Source organism: Thalassospira lucentensis (assembly GCF_011806425.1).
Classification (GTDB): Bacteria; Pseudomonadota; Alphaproteobacteria; order Rhodospirillales; family Thalassospiraceae; genus Thalassospira; species Thalassospira lucentensis_B.
This window is the reverse complement of the sequence record NZ_JAATOV010000001.1, coordinates 938,191-955,495: the sequence shown is the minus strand read 5'-3', so window position 1 is coordinate 955,495 and position 17,305 is coordinate 938,191. Positions and strand designations below refer to the sequence as shown.

Genomic DNA, 17,305 nt, shown 5'->3' with positions numbered 1-17,305 from the left:
CCTCCGATCGGCCTTAGGCCTGTTCACCCTCGACCGCATCTTCGGCGGTTTCAGTGGTCTCTTCTTCAAGACCATCGAACCAGCCAAGCTTGCGACGGGCTTCCATGATCATGTCATTGGCCTGATCCAAGGTGATGTTGTCGGCATCGCCAACAAATTCGATCAACTCGTCACTTGCCAGATCGGCGAAGTCTTCAAGATTTTTGACGTCATTCTCGCCAAGGCGAACAACAACCGCCAATGACAGGCCGTTAAATTCGACCAGATCATCAGAAACTTTAAGTTCCTCACGACGCTTCTGAAGTCGTTCTGCCTCGTCCGACAGGAAGGTACGGGCACGGTTGCGCAGTTCTTCGGCGATTTCTTCTTCGAAACCTTCGATTTCTGCCAACTCGGCCAACGGCACATAGCCAACTTCCTCGACCGAGGTAAAGCCTTCGGCGACCAGGAGATGGGCGATAACTTCATCAACATCAAGGGCTTTGATGAACATTTCCGCACGCTTGCGCGCTTCTTCCTGACGACGTTCGCTTTCGTCTTCTTCGGTCAGAATGTCGATATCCCAACCGGTCAGCTGGGATGCCAGACGCACGTTCTGACCGCGACGACCAATGGCCAGGCTCAGCTGATCATCAGGCACAACGACTTCGATGCGATTGGTTTCTTCATCCAGAACAACTTTGGTGACTTCGGCCGGGGCCAATGCGTTCACAACGAAAGTTGCCGGGTCTTCCGACCACTGAATGATATCGATTTTTTCGCCCTGCAATTCGGCAACAACAGCCTGTACACGTGAACCACGCATACCGACACAGGCACCGACCGGATCGATCGAGGTGTCTGACGACTGAACCGAAATTTTCGCGCGCGAACCCGGATCACGGGCAACCGATTTAATCTGGATAATACCGTCGTAGATTTCCGGCACTTCCTGGGCAAACAATTTTGCCATGAAAGCAGGATGGGTCCGCGACAAGAAGATCTGCGGGCCACGCTGTTCACGACGAACATCAAGGATGACTGCGCGAACGCGATCACCCTGACGCACCGTTTCACGCGGGATCAGTTCTTCGCGGCGCAGGATGGCTTCAGCACGGCCGATATCGACCAGAACGTTGCCAAATTCAACACGCTTGACCAAACCGTTGATGACTTCATCAGCACGGTCTTTGTATTCTTCAAACTGACGTTCACGCTCTGCGTCGCGCACTTTCTGAACGATCACCTGTTTGGCGGTCTGTGCAGCGATACGTCCAAAGTCAATCGGCGGCAACGGATCAATCAGGTATTCACCCAGATTGATATTTTCGTCACGAATGCGCGCCTGCTCGAGCGACATTTGGGTGAAGTCGTTTTCGATATCATCGGTAACTTCGACGAAACGTGCGAGTTTGATTTCGCCCGTTTTCCGGTCAATATGGGCACGGATATCATGCTCATGGCCATATCTGGAACGGCCAGCCTTCTGAATGGCCTGCTCCATTGCGCCAAGAACTTCATCACGATCAATGCCCTTTTCACGGGCAACGGCATCAGCAACCTGCAAAAGTTCTGGCCGTGGCATTCCCGAAGTGGCTTCCATATCCAACCTCTATTCTGCGGTGTCGTCATTCCGGCGGTCGCCGGTGACATGCGCGATCAATTCATCCGTCAGCACCAATTTCGACTTTGCGATATCGGCCAGCGGCAACAAGACACGTTCGCCATCGACAATCAGGGCGACCGCATTATCTTCAATCCCGTCCAGCAAACCGCTGAAACGGCGACGGCCGTCTTTGGCCATCGCAAGTTCGACCTTTGCCTCAAACCCCTTCCACACTTCAAAATGCGGTGCACGGGTTAACGGGCGGTCGATCCCCGGGGAGCTAACTTCAAGGTGATAAGCACCCGAAATCGGATCCTCGACATCCATCAGGGCAGATACAGTTCGGCTGACTTCGGCGCATTCAGTAACAGTGATGCGGCCTTTGGCATCCGCATGATCTACCATGATCTGCAGGATATTGTGGTCCTGTCCGGTCATGGAGACGCGGACAAGTTCAAAACCCAGCGCGTTGATCGACGGTTCGATGATTTCCGTGACCTTCGCCATCAACGGGTCTTTTAACTGCTGTCCAATCAGTTCGGCCATATAGCGATGCCATACCCCAAAATGCACAAAAGAGCGGGCGCGAGGCCCACTCTTTGTCCGGTTTTACAAAAAGCTTGGCGGCTTTATACAGCCGGTTTGCGCAGAAATCAAGTCAGGATACCCAAAGCGCCCGCCTTTCAACCGTGGGATTGTCAATTCGCGTTGCCTGCTGCCTCGACCGTCAACAAGTTGCGAAAGAACGCAAAAGCAGCACACGCACCATCGCGCACGGCTTGTTCTTCGCTGGCATCTAGTGACAAGCCGTTGACTTGGGTCACAAATTCCCGCCAATGCCGGCCCCGACCATCGCTATGCGCGGCCAAATGACGTGCGCCGAAATCGGCCCCAAGGCCAATTCCCGCCGCCGCCTTGAACAAAAAGGCCGCACCAAGTGACGATCCTTCGCAGACATAAAGCCAACCAATTCGTGAGATACCTGTCTGGGGTATCTCGTCCCGACTCCCGCCCGCAGGTATAGCGCATCCAAGATCGGCAAGATCCTTTGACACCGCATCATATCGGCTGCGCGCGGCAAGACCCGGCATCAACTGGTTCAGGTCTTTCGCCTGATAAAGCGGCAGCATCGCCTTATGAAAGATATACTGCAGACGCAAAAACCGAGCGTAGTTTGCACGGCTATCAAACGGCGCCATTTCCATCACCATGTCATCGACACTTTGATGATCACTGCGCGTTGATTGCTTTAAATCTGCCAATCGGGTTGGTGCATCGGCCAATGAAGGCTTCAGGTCGACCTGCGTTATCTCGTTCACATCAAAGTCCCTCGTTTAGACCCGGTTTATTTTGGCCAACGGATGTCCGTCGGCCCCCTAGAGTCTGAAACGATCCTGAGACACGGATATCTGATCCTTGCCCGACATTATCGACATTTCGCTTAATCTTCGCGAAAGGCGCGGGCGAACTGATCAGACAAGGGCTTGAACAGATAACTAAGGGCTGAACGCTCGCCGGTTGCCAAAAAGGTCTCAACCGGCATGCCCGGCACCAGTTCCTGTCCCCCAAGCTTGGCAACTTCGCCAGCGCCGATGCGGACACGCACCACATAATAGCTTTCGCCGGTCAGCTCATCACGATCAAGGTCCGCCGAAATCCGGGCCACCTTGCCCGATAATTCCGGTGTTGTGCGCTGATTAAAGGCGGTAAATCGCAGCATTGCAGACTGGCCCGGCATCACTTGCTCAATATCACGCGGATGAACCCGTGCCTCGATCACCAATTCATCACGATCAGGCACAATCCCCATAATGCGGTCACCGCCGGCAATTACACCACCGACGGTATGAACCGCCATTTGGTAAACCGTACCGTCATAGGGGGCCCGTATATCGATCCGACGCAATTGGTCATTCAGGGCGATCTGGCGTTGCAACAGTTCGGCCAGTTGCTGATCAATCTCGGTTAATTGCGACAGAACCTCGGTCTGGCGTTCGCGGTCAATTTGCAAAATCTGCATTTGTGTTTCAGAAATCTGCATATGGGTTGCCGCGATCTGCGCACTAAGCTCCCCATGCGTCCCATCAAGGCGGGCCCGTTCCCGCCGCAATGCCGCAACCCGCGTAATTGGCACAAGTTGCTTGGCAAACAGTGTCTCTAGGCCGCCAAGCTCATCGACAATATGTCTGCGTTCTTCTTCATTCGCCGTTTTCTGGGCGCTTAAGCCCGTCACCGTCTCGGAAAGCTGCGCCAGTTTTTGCGCAAGCTGTTGCTTTTGACCCTTCAGACTATCGCGGCGTGCAGCAAACAGGCGCTGCTCGGCCGCGACAAGATCAGAAAGGTTTGCGTTCTGATGGCGATTTTTGAAAATCTCAGGTTGGACAAAATCATCGCGAAGGTCACGCTCGGCGATCAAACGCATGCGACGGGCGCTTAGCGCATCAAGCTGGGAATTCACAATACCAAGGCTGGCACGCGCCATCGTATCATCCAGCCGGATCAGAAGATCCCCGGCCTTGACCCGATCCCCGTTATGAACATGAATTTCACCGACAATGCCGCCATCTGCGTGCTGAACATCTTTGACGTTACTCTCGACAACCATTTTCCCCGGCGCCACGACCGCACCGGAAAGCTGGGCTGAAAACAACCACACAATGATCCCGGACATCAGGGCAAGAACAAGTCCGCCGCCCCACACCATGTGACTTTGCAAGGTGCGCTGTGCGGCAGAAAAGTTGGTATTTTGAACGTTGTCATTGCCAAGCCCAGCAAGCAGTTTATGGCCGATACCGATCATGCCATTTCTCCCACTTGTCGCACGGTCTTGCGCAAGATGTCATCGCGGGCGCCAAATGCGACCTGACGCCCATCCTGAATGATGGTTGTTAAATTGACCGTCGCCAGCGCACCCGGTCGGTGGGCAATCAAAACAACAATGGCCCCACGCGCGCGTGCATCTCGAACCGCCTGCAAAAGGGACTGTTCGCCCGCGCCATCAAGATTTGAATTGGGTTCATCAAGGACAATCAGAAACGGATCACCAAACAGGGCACGCGCCAAGCCGATCCGCTGGCGTTGACCCCCCGACAAAACAACACCACCGGCCCCAACCCGGGTATCGTAACCATTTGGCAAAGATTGGATCAGATCATGCACTCCGGCCGCGCGCGCAGCCGATACGATATCGTCGGACCGGGCATCTGGCATCAGACGGGCAATATTGCGCGCAACCGTGTCATCAAACAGTTCGACATCTTGTGGCAGATACCCAATATAACGACCCAAACGGTCCGGATCCCAATGCGATAATTCCGCGCCATCCAGACGGATGGTACCGCCACGGATTGTGCCCATCCCCAAAATGGCCCGTCCAAGGGTCGATTTTCCAGATCCGCTTGGACCGATAATTCCCAAACCGTCCCCGGCCTTCAGCGTCAATTCATTGACCCGCAACAGGACCTTTTGCGGGGTTGCGGCTTTCCCACCCGGGGTGGCAACCACAAGGTTTGAAACCATTAAACTTTCTTTTGGGGCGGGCAATTCAAGACGGTCGCACTCCGTTTCCTGAGTGCCGAGTATCTGATCAAGACGATCGCGCGATTGCCTGGCTGATACAAATCCACGCCAGTTGGCAATTGCTTGCTCGACGGGCGACAGCGCCCGTGCGGTTAAAATAGACGCTGCAATCATCGCCCCCGGCGTGACTTCCTGGGCAATCGCAAGATAGGCACCAAGGGCAAGGACACCGGACTGCAAAGCCAAACGGATCACCTTTATATAGGCCGAAAAGGTTGAATTTACGTCACCGACAGCGGTGTTATCGCTCAAATACCGATCATTGAGGGTCGCCCATTGCCGCCTAAACGCTGCCAACATTCCCATTGCTCGGATGGCTTCGGCATTGCGACAACCGGCCTCGACAAGGTTGTTGCGCGCAGTGGTTTGCGCATTCATCTGCGCTACTTTTTTGCGAGTTGTCCATTCGCTGATCAATGTCAGAATGATTAAAACAACCCCGCCAGCCAGTGCCAGCACGCCAAGCCAAGGATGAAAAACAAACACAATTCCCAAAAAAAGTGGCATCCACGGCAAATCGCAAATAGCAATCGGTCCGGCACCGCTTAGAAATTGGCGAATTTGATCAAGGTCGTTAAGCGGGCGGGCCATATCCCGACCATTGCGCAGCCGAATGGCCAGCGTTTGTGCGAGTGCCTTTGGGCCAATTTGTTCGTCCACACGCCAGCCAATACGAACCAGCATCCGTGCACGCAGCGCATCCACACTGCCCAAAAACAGATAAAGACCAATCATCAACAAAACCAAGGCCAGCAAGGTCGGGACACTCTGACTGGCCAAAACCCGATCATACACCTGGAGCATAAAAAGCGGGCCTGTCAGCATCAGCAAGTTTGAGACGCCACTTAATCCCGCAACAACCCAAAACACGCGACGCAATGACGCAATCGCCGATCCAATTGGTGATTGGGATGCACTGTGCGCAGTGCTTTGGGCAGAAGATTTGCCAAACACGTTTTTTATATTCCAAAGATGTTTTATGGTGGGGTGGGTGTCGCTGTTACGCGACACCCTGCAATCAAGACATTGTGCCCGTTCCGCCGCTTGTGGGACGGGCCGTTTTGTTAAACGAAGTCAGTTGCGTCGATATCGGTGTAATCAACACCGGTCAGCGTGATCGTGCCATTGTCATGGGTGATCAGCGCATTGCCGTTGCCATCATCAGCAACCGTGACTGAGGCATAATCAATATCAAGAAGGTCGGTACCATCGGTAAAATCGTTCACGGTATCGTCACCAAAATCGGACGACGTATCGAATTCAAAGATATCCGCACCACCATTGCCGGTCAGAACATCATCGCCAGCCCAACCTCCGATGACATCATCCCCGGTACTGCCGTTGATTTCGACACCTTGATCCAGAGCAGATTCAAGTGTGGAAGTGCTTCCGGTATAGATGCCGGTGAGCACGCTGTTGGTGTCGCTTCCCGAAATACCCAGATTCGCAATATCAACCGAAGAATCCGAAAATTCGTACTGACCGGCAGTGGCGTCATATGCGCGGGTACTGCCAAAGGAAAAACCTTCGAGATCACCGGTAATGGTGTGGGAGCTTTGGTCATAGGCAAAATCAGTCGCCCCGGCAGTTGCGAGAACGCCACCGGTATATGAACTACTACTATCCATATCCGCCGCATAATATTGCGTCCCACCCATGCCGCCGGGCAGAGCACCATCATAGAAGGATCCGTGGTTGCCTGAGCCAAGCGAAAAGTTCGCGTTGAAATCTTCAAACACACCATGCAGGTCAACACCGTTTCCAGAGGAATCTGCATTCAAATTAATCGTAGCCGTCATTTTGATTTCTCCTGTCATGTTATTGCCCAACCAACGGACAACGACATGAGAATGACTCTCATTACAACAAAGAGTCAACAAAATAATCGTTTAAAAACAAATACTTAACCAGAACACGCCAAATGGCCGGTCAGGCGTTCCTGACCGGCGAATATGGCAACAAATGTGAAAGCGGTCTAAAAATTACCGCTGAGTGTGATCACTGCTGTACGTCCGGGCGACGGCGCGTAAGTGCCACCGGTCCCTTGGACATAGCCCTCGTCAAACATGTTATTCACAGCAAATCGAACCGTGACGTTTTCGTTGATTTCGTATGAGCTGTAGAAGTCGAAAATACGATATTTAAAGTACTGTCCGACGATACTAGACGAGCTGCTACTGCCGAAATTGTCTTGTGGATAGACAAAAGTCGCGCGCATGCCAGCCACCAGATCCTGATCAAAAAGCCGAACGCCACCATCAAGCGTATATTTGCGTTTTGGTGTCGCATAGATCCCGTATAGCTGATTGCTGCCGCCATAAATCGGATCACCGACACCAAGCGGGCTTAAGCCAGTATTGGCATATTGATCATAATCGGCATCAAGAACAAACGGATTATAGTCCCCCTGAAGATCCATATCAGACAGGGTAAGCGTCCCGCCGAGATAATATTCCCCGGCATCATAGGACAGTTCCATCTCCGTCCCGTTGACGTAAACAGGATCCGTAAGGTTGACCATTGCTGCAGCCATCTTACTCTCAATCAGAAGGCGGGGAATTGCGACTTCGGTTGTCGGCTGCGGGACATATGCAATTGTCGTGTAATTCTCAATCTTCGATCTGAAATATGCGACCTTGGCGCGGAAGCCATCCCCTTTCTGAAGAACATTATCAAACTTGAAATTAACGCCAATCTCCTTGGTTTCGGATTCTTCGGCTTTCAAGTTTGCGTTCGAATAGAATGGAATACCGACATTGCCGATATGGTCACCACTTAACATCGCTTCCTGAATTGTCGGTGCCCGCATGTTTTCGCGATAATTGGCAAAAAACTGAACCCCCTCGATGGGCGAAATACTTGCACCAAAACTCGGGGAAACCTTGCTTTCTGAAAGATCAATATCAAGCGGAGTTCCGCCATCCGAACAAAGGTTTCCAGATGCGGCGACGGTCTCGCACCAGAATGCGTCCCCATTCAGGTCGTATCGGTCATATCGAAGACCGCCAGTAAGACTGAACATGTCATTCCAACCGTAAGTGGCGTTCACATAACCACCGTAAACGTCGCGTTCACCGCTCGGCGTGGACCCTTCGACCTGATAGGAAGCACCGTAACCTCCCTGTCCACCCATATCTGCCGTTGTCTTGGCTCTGTCGTGAAACAACTCGCTACCGTAATCGAAGCTGATGCTGCTGAGTCCATCACCGATCTTGTCAAATGCGATATCACTGCGGTTGGAAATATCAGCACCTGTCGTATCAAGCGTGTAATGGTTATCAAATGAGTCTGTCGTCACGGCTCCCGAAGCACTAAAGCGTGCGGGCCGAAATTGATGGTTTTCAGTTCTTGTCCAATACAAACTGGAATTTAGATTGATAAGATCTGATCCCGGATTCCAATTATGTTTGGCCGTAAGCGTATGTGTTTCGGTTTCATTGAAATCCGTATAAATGTTGTTTACATCGTTTGTCTTGGCGTAATCGCTCATTGACCCGACATAACCAAGATTAAGCTCCTGATCGTCATTTAAATAAACATTTGCCTTCAGAAGCCCGGATGTCTGGCGAAGGAAGGTATATTTTGGACGCGAGTTTTCCGTCGAATAAAATTTCCCAATACCCGACGTAAATAAACCCGGATTGTGGGCACCGGCGCGGTAGTTGCCAACCACTTTGCGGCTTATGGCCGCAGCAACATCCAGTTTAGGCGAGACACGATACCCTGCAGATACATCACCGCCAAAATCATAGCTGTTGGTGCCGTGGCTGATATTGACCTTGCCACCCCAATCTTCGCCATCGTCAAGGATATCCTGCGTGTTTAAAGTGCGCATCGTCACGATACCCGCCGACGCACCAGCACCGCCATTTTGCGTCAAATTGGATTTTTCGATTTCCACTTCAGCCAACAAAGCTGGATCGATATAGACACGCGAAGTCGTTCCATGGGTAAGCTGATTATAGTTCTGACGTGCCCCGTCAATATTGACATTCACGCGGCCCATTTCCTGCTGCCCACGGACATTGACGGTCAATCCCGGATCACGCGCATCATTCGAGATGTCGACGCCAGCAACATTGTTAAAAATCTCGCGTGCTTCACGGACCGGTGATTTACGCATGCTTTCGCGCGTAATGACGGCAACCGATCCTGGCGTTTCAAAAACGCCATCCGGGGTACCATTTGGTCCAAGGGCGCGCGTGGTTGCTGTCACCCGTACCGGGGCGGTAAGGGTTGGAGCATCGCCAGTCACGGACGAAACGGGATCGATTACCCTAATCGTTGTCGGCCCCATTGCTGCCCAATCCAAGCCGCTTTGCGATAATAACCGATCCAGCGCATCAGAGGCTGTCTGTTGCCCCTGGACAGCAATGCTTTGCGCACCTTCTGGCAAACGACCGTCAAGCACGACGTCAATGCCCGATATTCGAGAAAATGCAACCAATGCCGTTGCAAGTGGCTGGGCATCAATATCAAACCGATAAACGGTATTTGGCAGTACTGCACTGCCAGCAGCTGCTTGTGCTGCCTCCACGGTGTCAACTGATTGGGACACTGTGACCTTCTGTGACTGCGCATTGGATGGCGATGGCATCACCGCGGCACCGAATGCCGTTAAGGCAACAAGACCGAAACCACCCAAAGATGTCCTTGAATTTAGAATTCTTTTGTACCCATTGGTCATCGTATGACCCCGCCTGAAAGCATTTCTCACGTCTCCTGATAACGATCAATGCAAATGAGATGCATTGTTATTTCACTATTTTCTGAGACGAGGTGGGAATTCATTTATCTGAAATCGTTCAAACTTTTTTTGAAATTAATTTTCATTATCATTAAAAAGCTGATCAGTGGCGTGATGCGGTTGAAATGGTCTTTAGACGTCGCGAATAACCGTCAGATATTCCGTGAACTGCGAAACATCGACCTGCAATACTTTCGCCAAAACCGGCAAAACAGTATGTAACCGTCCAAGATCAACAACCAATGTGACTGGCCGTTGCTTAAGGTGATCACCAAGAACCATGATCTTTCCTTGCTGCCAGCGTTCTAGAATGGCGACCACGTTCTCAAGCGGTTCGCCCATAAAGATTAACTGCCCTTCACGCCAGGCAAGTGCGGATGCGACGTCAATCCGATAAGACGGTTTGACAACCTCAGCCCCCCGATACGAAAGCGCATTGCCCTGCGGGACAGAATACCCAGCCCCGGAAAGCTCAAGCTGCAAAGAATTGGTTTGGGCAATAACAGTGACGTCATTGTTATAAGCTGCGACATCAAACCGTCCACCGGCTGACCAACTTTTTCCACCTTTCGCAACGACAAAGAAATCGCCGCGATCAGCATTGTGCTCAAACCAGGCTTCACCACTGTGAATTTCGACTCCGGGAACGCCACGGTCCGACACAAACGAGATGGCGGTATTGCTTGCTAGGATGCTGCGTCCATTATTACCGGGCAGGGTGACTTCCCGGCGCTGGCCGGTGTCGGTTGTCATATCGGCAAACGGGCGGTAACGCATGGTTCCCCAACCCGCCGCCAAAAGAATAGCAGCCAGAGATCCCCCTAAAACAGCCCGACGCCCAATCGGGTTGGCCGGCGAGAAATCAAGACTGGAACTGCCGCTCCAGAGACGGTCAATCTGGGAAAATGCATCCTTGTGACGCGGATCCTGATCGATCCAACGGGCAAATTCCTTACGGTCTTCGGCGCTTTCATTGCCCTCAAGAAGCAGGGCAAACCAATAGGCCGCCTGTTCTGATATTGGATCGGAGGTAAGATCAAGTTTGCTCATGGATATTACGGCGCATCATTTCGGTTGCTTGATAGACGTTCGGGTCGAACAAGCAACCCTTCACCTGTAACGAACCAGCGCGACAGATTTCTGATGATGAGGTTACTTTTTTTAAGCTTGATCCATTGCTTGTTTAACAAGGCTAAGTGCACGGACCATGCGGCTGAATGCTGTTTGGCTCGGAATACCAAGCTTTTCACCAATCTGAACGTATGTGAGACCTTCGACCCTCGCGAGCACGAACACCTCGCGTTGGGGTTTTGGAAGGGTCTTGAGAATCTTCTGCAACCGAGCAAGCTCTTGGCGCGACCATGCAATTTGCTCGGGCGACGGCGTATCATCGGCAACAAACTCAAACGCCTTATCGGCGTCTGTGACAAAACTTAAAATCCTTTCCCGACGGAAATGATCGATCACCAGGTTGTTTGCGGTTCGATACAAGTAGGATTTGGCAAATTCCGGCTCTGGCAGGGACGGTGTTGCGACCACACGTAAAAATGTATCTTGCACAATATCATCGGCCATATGCCATGACAGCTTGCGCCGCTGCACAAAATGCCGCAGTCGCGTTTGATAAAGGCGGAAGAGTTTGTTGACATCCCAATGTGACACGGGTCGGGCCTTTGGTCTTGGTTTCGAACCAACCTGTATCAGGGTGAACAGACATGGTTCAGGGGCGATGTTCTATAGTAGTCCAAATCACACTATCGCACATGACAATCATTCTCAATATCAACTTAAGCGAAACATGAAAAAACGCACCACACCTTTGACAAAGAAAAACCCGCCTCAGTGGGCGGGTTCGTTTGAGCTTGCCTGATACGCGGCACGTAGAAATAAGAATTAAGGTCAGGCTGTGCGTGGTTTCCGGCGGAAACGCAAATAATTGCATTTCTTACCCTGACGGAGCGCTTTTTGCTCATAGCGGGTTTTAACCCAATCTTGGGGTGGGGTACGCCAATCGTCTGCCCCTTCAGCCAACCATTCGAAATCAGCATGATTGTGCATATGCTGCAACGTCCAGGAAATATATTGCATATCGTCACTGGCGACCCGGAACTCGGCGCCATCTTTAAGAAGGCGCGCCAGTAGGGCCAAGTTTTTCGGCCCGATAAAGCGGCGTTCCGCGTGGCGCTTCTTCGGCCACGGATCAGGAAACAGCAAAAAGGCCCGATCAAAGCAAGCATCGACAAGCTTATAGAGCAACGGGCGCGAATCATCGGCAACGATGCGCACGTTGGTAAGCCCACGCTCATCAATATGGCGGGCAAGGCTTCCGACACCATCCATAAACGGCTCTGCCCCGATAATACCGACATGGGGGTTTGCTTGCGCCTGACCCGCCAAGTGTTCGCCGCCACCAAAACCGATTTCCAGCCAAAGCTGGTCTGGGGTGCCATCAAAATAGCCGTTCGGGTCAACACCGTCCTGATCAGGATAGCTGATGCCGATCTTGGGCATTAGCGCGTCAAGAAGCACACGCCGCGTATCCTTAAGCGGTCGACTGCCACGGCGGCCATAGAAGTTCGGGCGGTCCGGTGTTGGAATCGGTCGGTTACTGTTGCGCATTGTCTTGTCTGTCAGAACGGGAACGAAAAAATCGAAGCATCAAAATCAAACGGGCGGCTCCAAAACCATTCGGAGCCGCCCGCGTCATATCATGTCCGGCAATTTTAGCAAATCGCCCTTTTGCAATGCTGTTGCCTAGGCGCCGAATGCTGACTTGAGATCGCCAACAAGGTCGGTACGTTCCCAAGAGAACTTACCATCATCGGTCGGCTTGCGGCCAAAATGACCATAAGCAGAGGACGGGGTGTAGATCGGCTTGCACAGGGCAAGATGTTCGCGAATACCGCGAGGGCTTAGATCCATCAACTCACGCAGAACACTGCCCAACTTGATTTCATCAACATTGCCCGTGCCATGATTATTGACGTAAAGCGCCAGCGGCTTTGACACGCCAATCGCATAGGCGACCTGAATGGTGCAACGCTCAGCCAAGCCGGCAGCAACAACGTTTTTCGCAAGATAGCGCGCTGCGTAAGCAGCCGAACGGTCAACCTTCGTCGGGTCTTTGCCCGAGAATGCACCACCACCATGCGGAGCTGCGCCACCGTAAGTATCCACAATGATCTTACGTCCGGTCAAACCAGCATCACCATCGGGACCACCAATAACAAAACGGCCCGTCGGATTGATATAAATCTCGTCAGAAGCAGGCAACCAGCCATTTGGCAGGGCAGCTTCGACGTATGGCAGAACCATTGCACGCACGTCATCTTGGCTCAGACCATCAGCATGCTGGGTCGATACCACGACGGATGTTGCACCAACCGGTTTGCCATCGACATAGCGCAAGGTGACTTGGCTTTTGGCATCAGGACCGAAAGCGGCTGCTTTGCCCGAGTGGCGATCTTCCGCCATGGAGCGCAAAATACGGTGCGAAAATTGGATCGGAGCTGGCATCAATTCGTCGGTTTCGTCACATGCGTAACCAAACATGATGCCTTGGTCACCCGCACCGAGATCTTTTTCGCCCGCGGAATCAACACCCTGCGCGATATCGGCGGATTGCTCATGCACATGGCATTCGATCTCGGCGGTTTTCCAATGGAAACCTTCCTGCTCATAACCGATGGCGCGAATGGCTTCGCGGGCCTTTTCGATCATGACTTCTTTGGTCACACTTGCAGGACCACGGGTTTCACCTGCCAAGACCACGCGGTTGGTGGTGGCAAGCGTTTCAACCGCCACGCGCGAATCATCATCCGCCGCCAGAAATGCATCAACGATGGAATCGGAAATGCGGTCACAAACCTTGTCCGGATGACCTTCCGAAACGGATTCACTGGTAAAAAGATATTCGGAAAGAGACATATTGACCTTCTCCGGTAATGGGTTTCCAAAACTGGACCGGAGGGCTCCCAATGCAGATCAGCATCGATAGCGCCCACTTAGCCTTTTTTTGTGTGGTGGCAAGCGGTCCAAATCCGTCCACAATCTGCAAAATTTATTAAAACTGCATGACGCTTTTGCCTGATCGACTTTTGAAGGTCAAGCATCATCGACGCAAAAGCTTAATCAAAAAACTGTATATAAAACTTATAATTTAACAGAGGACAAAAAGGCGCATTCCTCATCATTTTGGAACGCGCCTTTCACTACGATCTAACGTCACACGAACTTACTTCTGATCCGCATCGCCAGAGGCAATCGCCCCCATAGATTTGACCAATTCAAAGATCTTCTTGCGCTGGTTGGGATCGGTTATGCGATAATAAGCACGGACGAGCTCAAGCGTTTCACGCCGGTTCATCGGATCATTGTCAAACGGGTCCGGGCTTTCGGACATCTCGCGGCGCTGATGAACCGATTTTGACGCGATTTCATCAGGCATATCGTCAAAGAAGAACGATACGGGCACTTCAAGAACACGTGACAAATCATAAAGACGCGATGCACCAACACGGTTTGCGCCACGTTCGTATTTCTGAACTTGTTGGAACGTAAGCCCAATGGCCTCGCCCAATTTTTCCTGACTCATGCCAAGAAGCGTTCGACGCAACCGAACGCGCGCGCCAACGTGAATGTCAACGGGGTTTGGATTGCCATTGGCGGTGCGGCCTCGGCCCCGACCACGGGTGTTTTTCACAATAGTACCTTCTTCTTTAGGCGACATCTGCCTTGTTCCTTCTCTCACTCCGACCTATCCGCCCTTATATGCTTAGGACAATCTATGGACGGTTCAGTGCTTTAGACAGCCGCTTAAAGGGATTTTAAAAACCGATTATATCCCATAACGAGAACGGCGAGGAAGGATACAATACCGTAAAATAGTATATCGCGCCACAAATAATATACTGTTGTATGGTTTTGATTACTCAAAAGGGGGTGAATCAATATATTTCTTGTACTTAAAGGCAGTTCAGCCAGTTTTCTTCCATACGGATCGAACATCACCGATACCCCCGTATAGGCAGCACGAACCAAAGGAAGGCCTTCTTCGACACTTCGAAAACGTGCCGCTGCCATGTGCTGATATGGGCCCGCACTGTCCCCAAACCAACCGTCATTGGTCACATTTAATAGCCATTCAGGACGATTTTGATCATCAATGACGTGACCTGGGAAAATAACCTCGTAGCAAATCAAGGGTGAAAAGCTTGGAATCCCAGGAACTTCAAGGGTTCTTGGCCCCGGACCGGCGGAGAAATCTGTTCGGCCAGCTGTTAGCTTGGGAAATGGCAGGATTGAGCGAAACGGAACATATTCGCCAAACGGCACAAGGTGGAATTTATCGAAACTGGCCACGATGTCGCCACGCGCGTCAATCACCTGTACGGAATTCCAAACTTTGTATTCGTCTGTATCACGCGGATAGGTGCGCGGCGCCCCGGTAATCAGAATATCGTCGGGCCCCAAAATTTCTGCCATTTGCGACCGCGCCATTGGCTGGTCTTCGACAAAAAAGGTCGCCGCTGTTTCCGGCCAAATCACAATGCGCTTTTGCCTAGGGTCCATGTCCACCGGACGCCGCGACATATCAATTAATTTGGTAAAATGCTGACGCTGAAGGTCGGGACGCCACTTATCACGCTGGGCAATATTGGGCTGAACAATCTGCACCACTGGCACCGACGGGTCATCCAACGCAGCGCTACTCGGAAGAGTAGGCGTCACACTGGCAAGACGAATGGCACCCCCGCCCCAAAGCGCAACCGCAATCAAAACCCCACCAAGGGCGGCCAAGCGGCCACGTTTTCCGGCGATGACCGCAGCAGGCAACGTGGCAAAAAGCGCCGTGACAACCGAAAGGCCATAAACCCCACCCACGGACGCAAACTGCATCGGCGCGGCATCGACCGCCCATACATGCGCCAGAAGGTTCCATGGGAAACCGGTCAGGATGTGACCACGCAGATATTCCGCCACTGACCATAAGACGGCCAGCATCACCGCGCGCTGAACCAAGCCGGTGGTCAGACGCCAACTGGCCCAAACCGCCAACATCGGAAAGATCGCCAGTCCACCGCCAAGCCCCAAAAGGGCAAACGGAATCATCCAACCATAAACTTCGGGCTGAACCAGAAACGCATGACTGATCCAATAAAACCCGGCGGCAAAATGCCCAGTTCCAAACCACCAACCCGCGGAAAGTGCGCCTTTGTTACAACGAACCCCTTCAAGGGTCCAAAGCAATACGGCAAAGCAGATCGGCAAGACGGGGATCACGAAAAAGGGCGGCAGCGCCAACACCGCAACCGCCCCGGCAATCAGCAAAACAAAACGCCGGCGCCAACCGGACAAACCGGCAAGCCGCGCCGCCAAGGTATTAATCATCAATTTTTTCCTGATTACCCGCGTCATGGTCAGAACCATTTTCCGCGTCATCATTCTGACCATCAGCCGATGCAAGCTCATCACGGCGGATCATGTGAATGCGCAAGCGGCGAATACGCCGTGGATCAGCTTCAAGCACTTCGAACTGAATCCCGGTTGGATGTTCGATCAGCTCACCTCGCGCCGGAACGCGCCCTGCCAAGGAAAAGACAAGACCCCCAAGGGTGTCGATATCTTCGTCTTCTTCATCATCAAGCAGCCCAAAGCCAAGCTTTTCTTCCAGGTCTTCGATCTCGAACCGGGCATCTGCGATATAGCATCCATCGGACAAACGAATAAGCTTTGGCGTCTGGTCCACGTCATGTTCGTCATCAATTTCGCCAACGATTTCCTCGACAAGGTCTTCAATCGTAATCAGGCCATCAATGCCGCCAAATTCGTCAACAACCAACGCCATGTGCGTGCGCGACAAACGCATCTCAGACAACAGGTCCAGTACCCGAATCGCAGGAGAAACGAACAACACCCGCCGCACGAGGGAATTAAGGCTGTATTCACGTCCCGCCGCAACACATCCCAACACGTCTTTGATATGGACCATGCCGGCAATTTCATCGAGCGTGTCGCCATAAACCGGCAAACGCGAATGCGCCTTTTTGATCATCAGCTCGACCAAGGCATCAAGGCTGATGGTCTTGGGCACGGCCACAATGTCGGCGCGCGGGATCATAACGTCCTCGGCCGTCATATCGCGTAGTGCGATGATATTTTCAAACAGGGAACGTTCATGCAGCGAGACCGGCTCGTCATCTTCTTCGGTCCGCTCAGCAAGCTCTTCAAGCGTATCGCTCAAGGAAGCTTCGCCGTTGCGCGTTTTGCGCTTTAGGCCAAGGGCCGAGGCCACATTCCCCCACAAGGAGCCGCTGTCGGCTTCCTGACTGATTTCCTCGCCGATGCGAGGGCGCATACTCTCGTGGTCGTCGTCGCGTTGACTACTGTCGTTC

14 protein-coding genes are annotated in these 17,305 nt (G+C 52.3%); all 14 read right to left on the bottom strand.

Going from position 1 to position 17,305, the window contains the following annotated elements; genetic code table 11:
* Positions 1 to 13 precede the first annotated feature (13 nt).
* Positions 14 to 1,582: a transcription termination factor NusA gene (gene nusA / locus HCZ99_RS04470; RefSeq protein WP_167445627.1), complete on the bottom strand. Its 1,569-nt coding sequence runs from the start codon at positions 1,580 to 1,582 to the stop codon at positions 14 to 16.
* Between the two features lie 9 nt (positions 1,583 to 1,591).
* The gene (gene rimP / locus HCZ99_RS04465) at positions 1,592 to 2,131 is read right to left on the bottom strand and encodes a ribosome maturation factor RimP (protein ID WP_254869427.1); all 540 of its coding nucleotides are present in this window, start codon (positions 2,129 to 2,131) and stop codon (positions 1,592 to 1,594) included.
* A gap of 152 nt (positions 2,132 to 2,283) precedes the next feature.
* A complete protein-coding gene (locus tag HCZ99_RS04460) occupies positions 2,284 to 2,904 on the bottom strand; it encodes a biliverdin-producing heme oxygenase (RefSeq protein ID WP_368484225.1) in 621 nt (206 codons plus the stop codon).
* A gap of 122 nt (positions 2,905 to 3,026) precedes the next feature.
* A complete protein-coding gene (locus HCZ99_RS04455) occupies positions 3,027 to 4,385 on the bottom strand; it encodes an HlyD family type I secretion periplasmic adaptor subunit (protein ID WP_167445626.1) in 1,359 nt (452 codons plus the stop codon).
* A complete protein-coding gene (locus HCZ99_RS04450; protein ID WP_167445625.1) occupies positions 4,382 to 6,118 on the bottom strand; it encodes a type I secretion system permease/ATPase in 1,737 nt (578 codons plus the stop codon). Before HCZ99_RS04450 ends, HCZ99_RS04455 begins: the two co-directional genes overlap by 4 nt.
* Positions 6,119 to 6,228: 110 nt before the next feature.
* Positions 6,229 to 6,963 carry a calcium-binding protein gene (locus tag HCZ99_RS04445; RefSeq protein ID WP_167445624.1) on the bottom strand — a complete coding sequence of 245 codons (735 nt, stop codon included), beginning with the start codon at positions 6,961 to 6,963 and terminating at the stop codon, positions 6,229 to 6,231.
* A gap of 176 nt (positions 6,964 to 7,139) precedes the next feature.
* The gene (locus HCZ99_RS04440) at positions 7,140 to 9,722 is read right to left on the bottom strand and encodes a TonB-dependent receptor (protein WP_368484224.1); all 2,583 of its coding nucleotides are present in this window, start codon (positions 9,720 to 9,722) and stop codon (positions 7,140 to 7,142) included.
* 321 nt (positions 9,723 to 10,043) lie between these two features.
* Positions 10,044 to 10,961 carry a FecR family protein gene (locus HCZ99_RS04435; RefSeq protein ID WP_167445622.1) on the bottom strand — a complete coding sequence of 306 codons (918 nt, stop codon included), beginning with the start codon at positions 10,959 to 10,961 and terminating at the stop codon, positions 10,044 to 10,046.
* A 111-nt stretch (positions 10,962 to 11,072) separates the two neighbouring features.
* Positions 11,073 to 11,573 (bottom strand): RNA polymerase sigma factor, encoded by a 501-nt coding sequence (locus HCZ99_RS04430; protein WP_167445621.1) that lies wholly within the window; start codon positions 11,571 to 11,573, stop codon positions 11,073 to 11,075.
* Positions 11,574 to 11,810: 237 nt separating this feature from the next.
* A complete protein-coding gene (gene trmB, locus HCZ99_RS04425) occupies positions 11,811 to 12,530 on the bottom strand; it encodes a tRNA (guanine(46)-N(7))-methyltransferase TrmB (protein ID WP_167445620.1) in 720 nt (239 codons plus the stop codon).
* A 135-nt stretch (positions 12,531 to 12,665) separates the two neighbouring features.
* Positions 12,666 to 13,838 carry a methionine adenosyltransferase gene (gene metK, locus HCZ99_RS04420; protein ID WP_167445619.1) on the bottom strand — a complete coding sequence of 391 codons (1,173 nt, stop codon included), beginning with the start codon at positions 13,836 to 13,838 and terminating at the stop codon, positions 12,666 to 12,668.
* Positions 13,839 to 14,145: 307 nt separating this feature from the next.
* Positions 14,146 to 14,640, bottom strand: coding sequence for a helix-turn-helix domain-containing protein (locus HCZ99_RS04415; protein WP_167445618.1), 495 nt, complete (start codon positions 14,638 to 14,640; stop codon positions 14,146 to 14,148).
* 86 nt (positions 14,641 to 14,726) lie between these two features.
* Entirely contained in the window at positions 14,727 to 16,301 is a 1,575-nt protein-coding gene (gene lnt, locus HCZ99_RS04410) for an apolipoprotein N-acyltransferase (RefSeq protein WP_167445617.1), read from the bottom strand.
* On the bottom strand, positions 16,294 to 17,268 hold the full coding sequence (locus HCZ99_RS04405; RefSeq protein WP_167445976.1) for a hemolysin family protein: 975 nt from the start codon (positions 17,266 to 17,268) through the stop codon (positions 16,294 to 16,296). Before HCZ99_RS04405 ends, lnt begins: the two co-directional genes overlap by 8 nt.
* Positions 17,269 to 17,305: the final 37 nt, after the last annotated feature.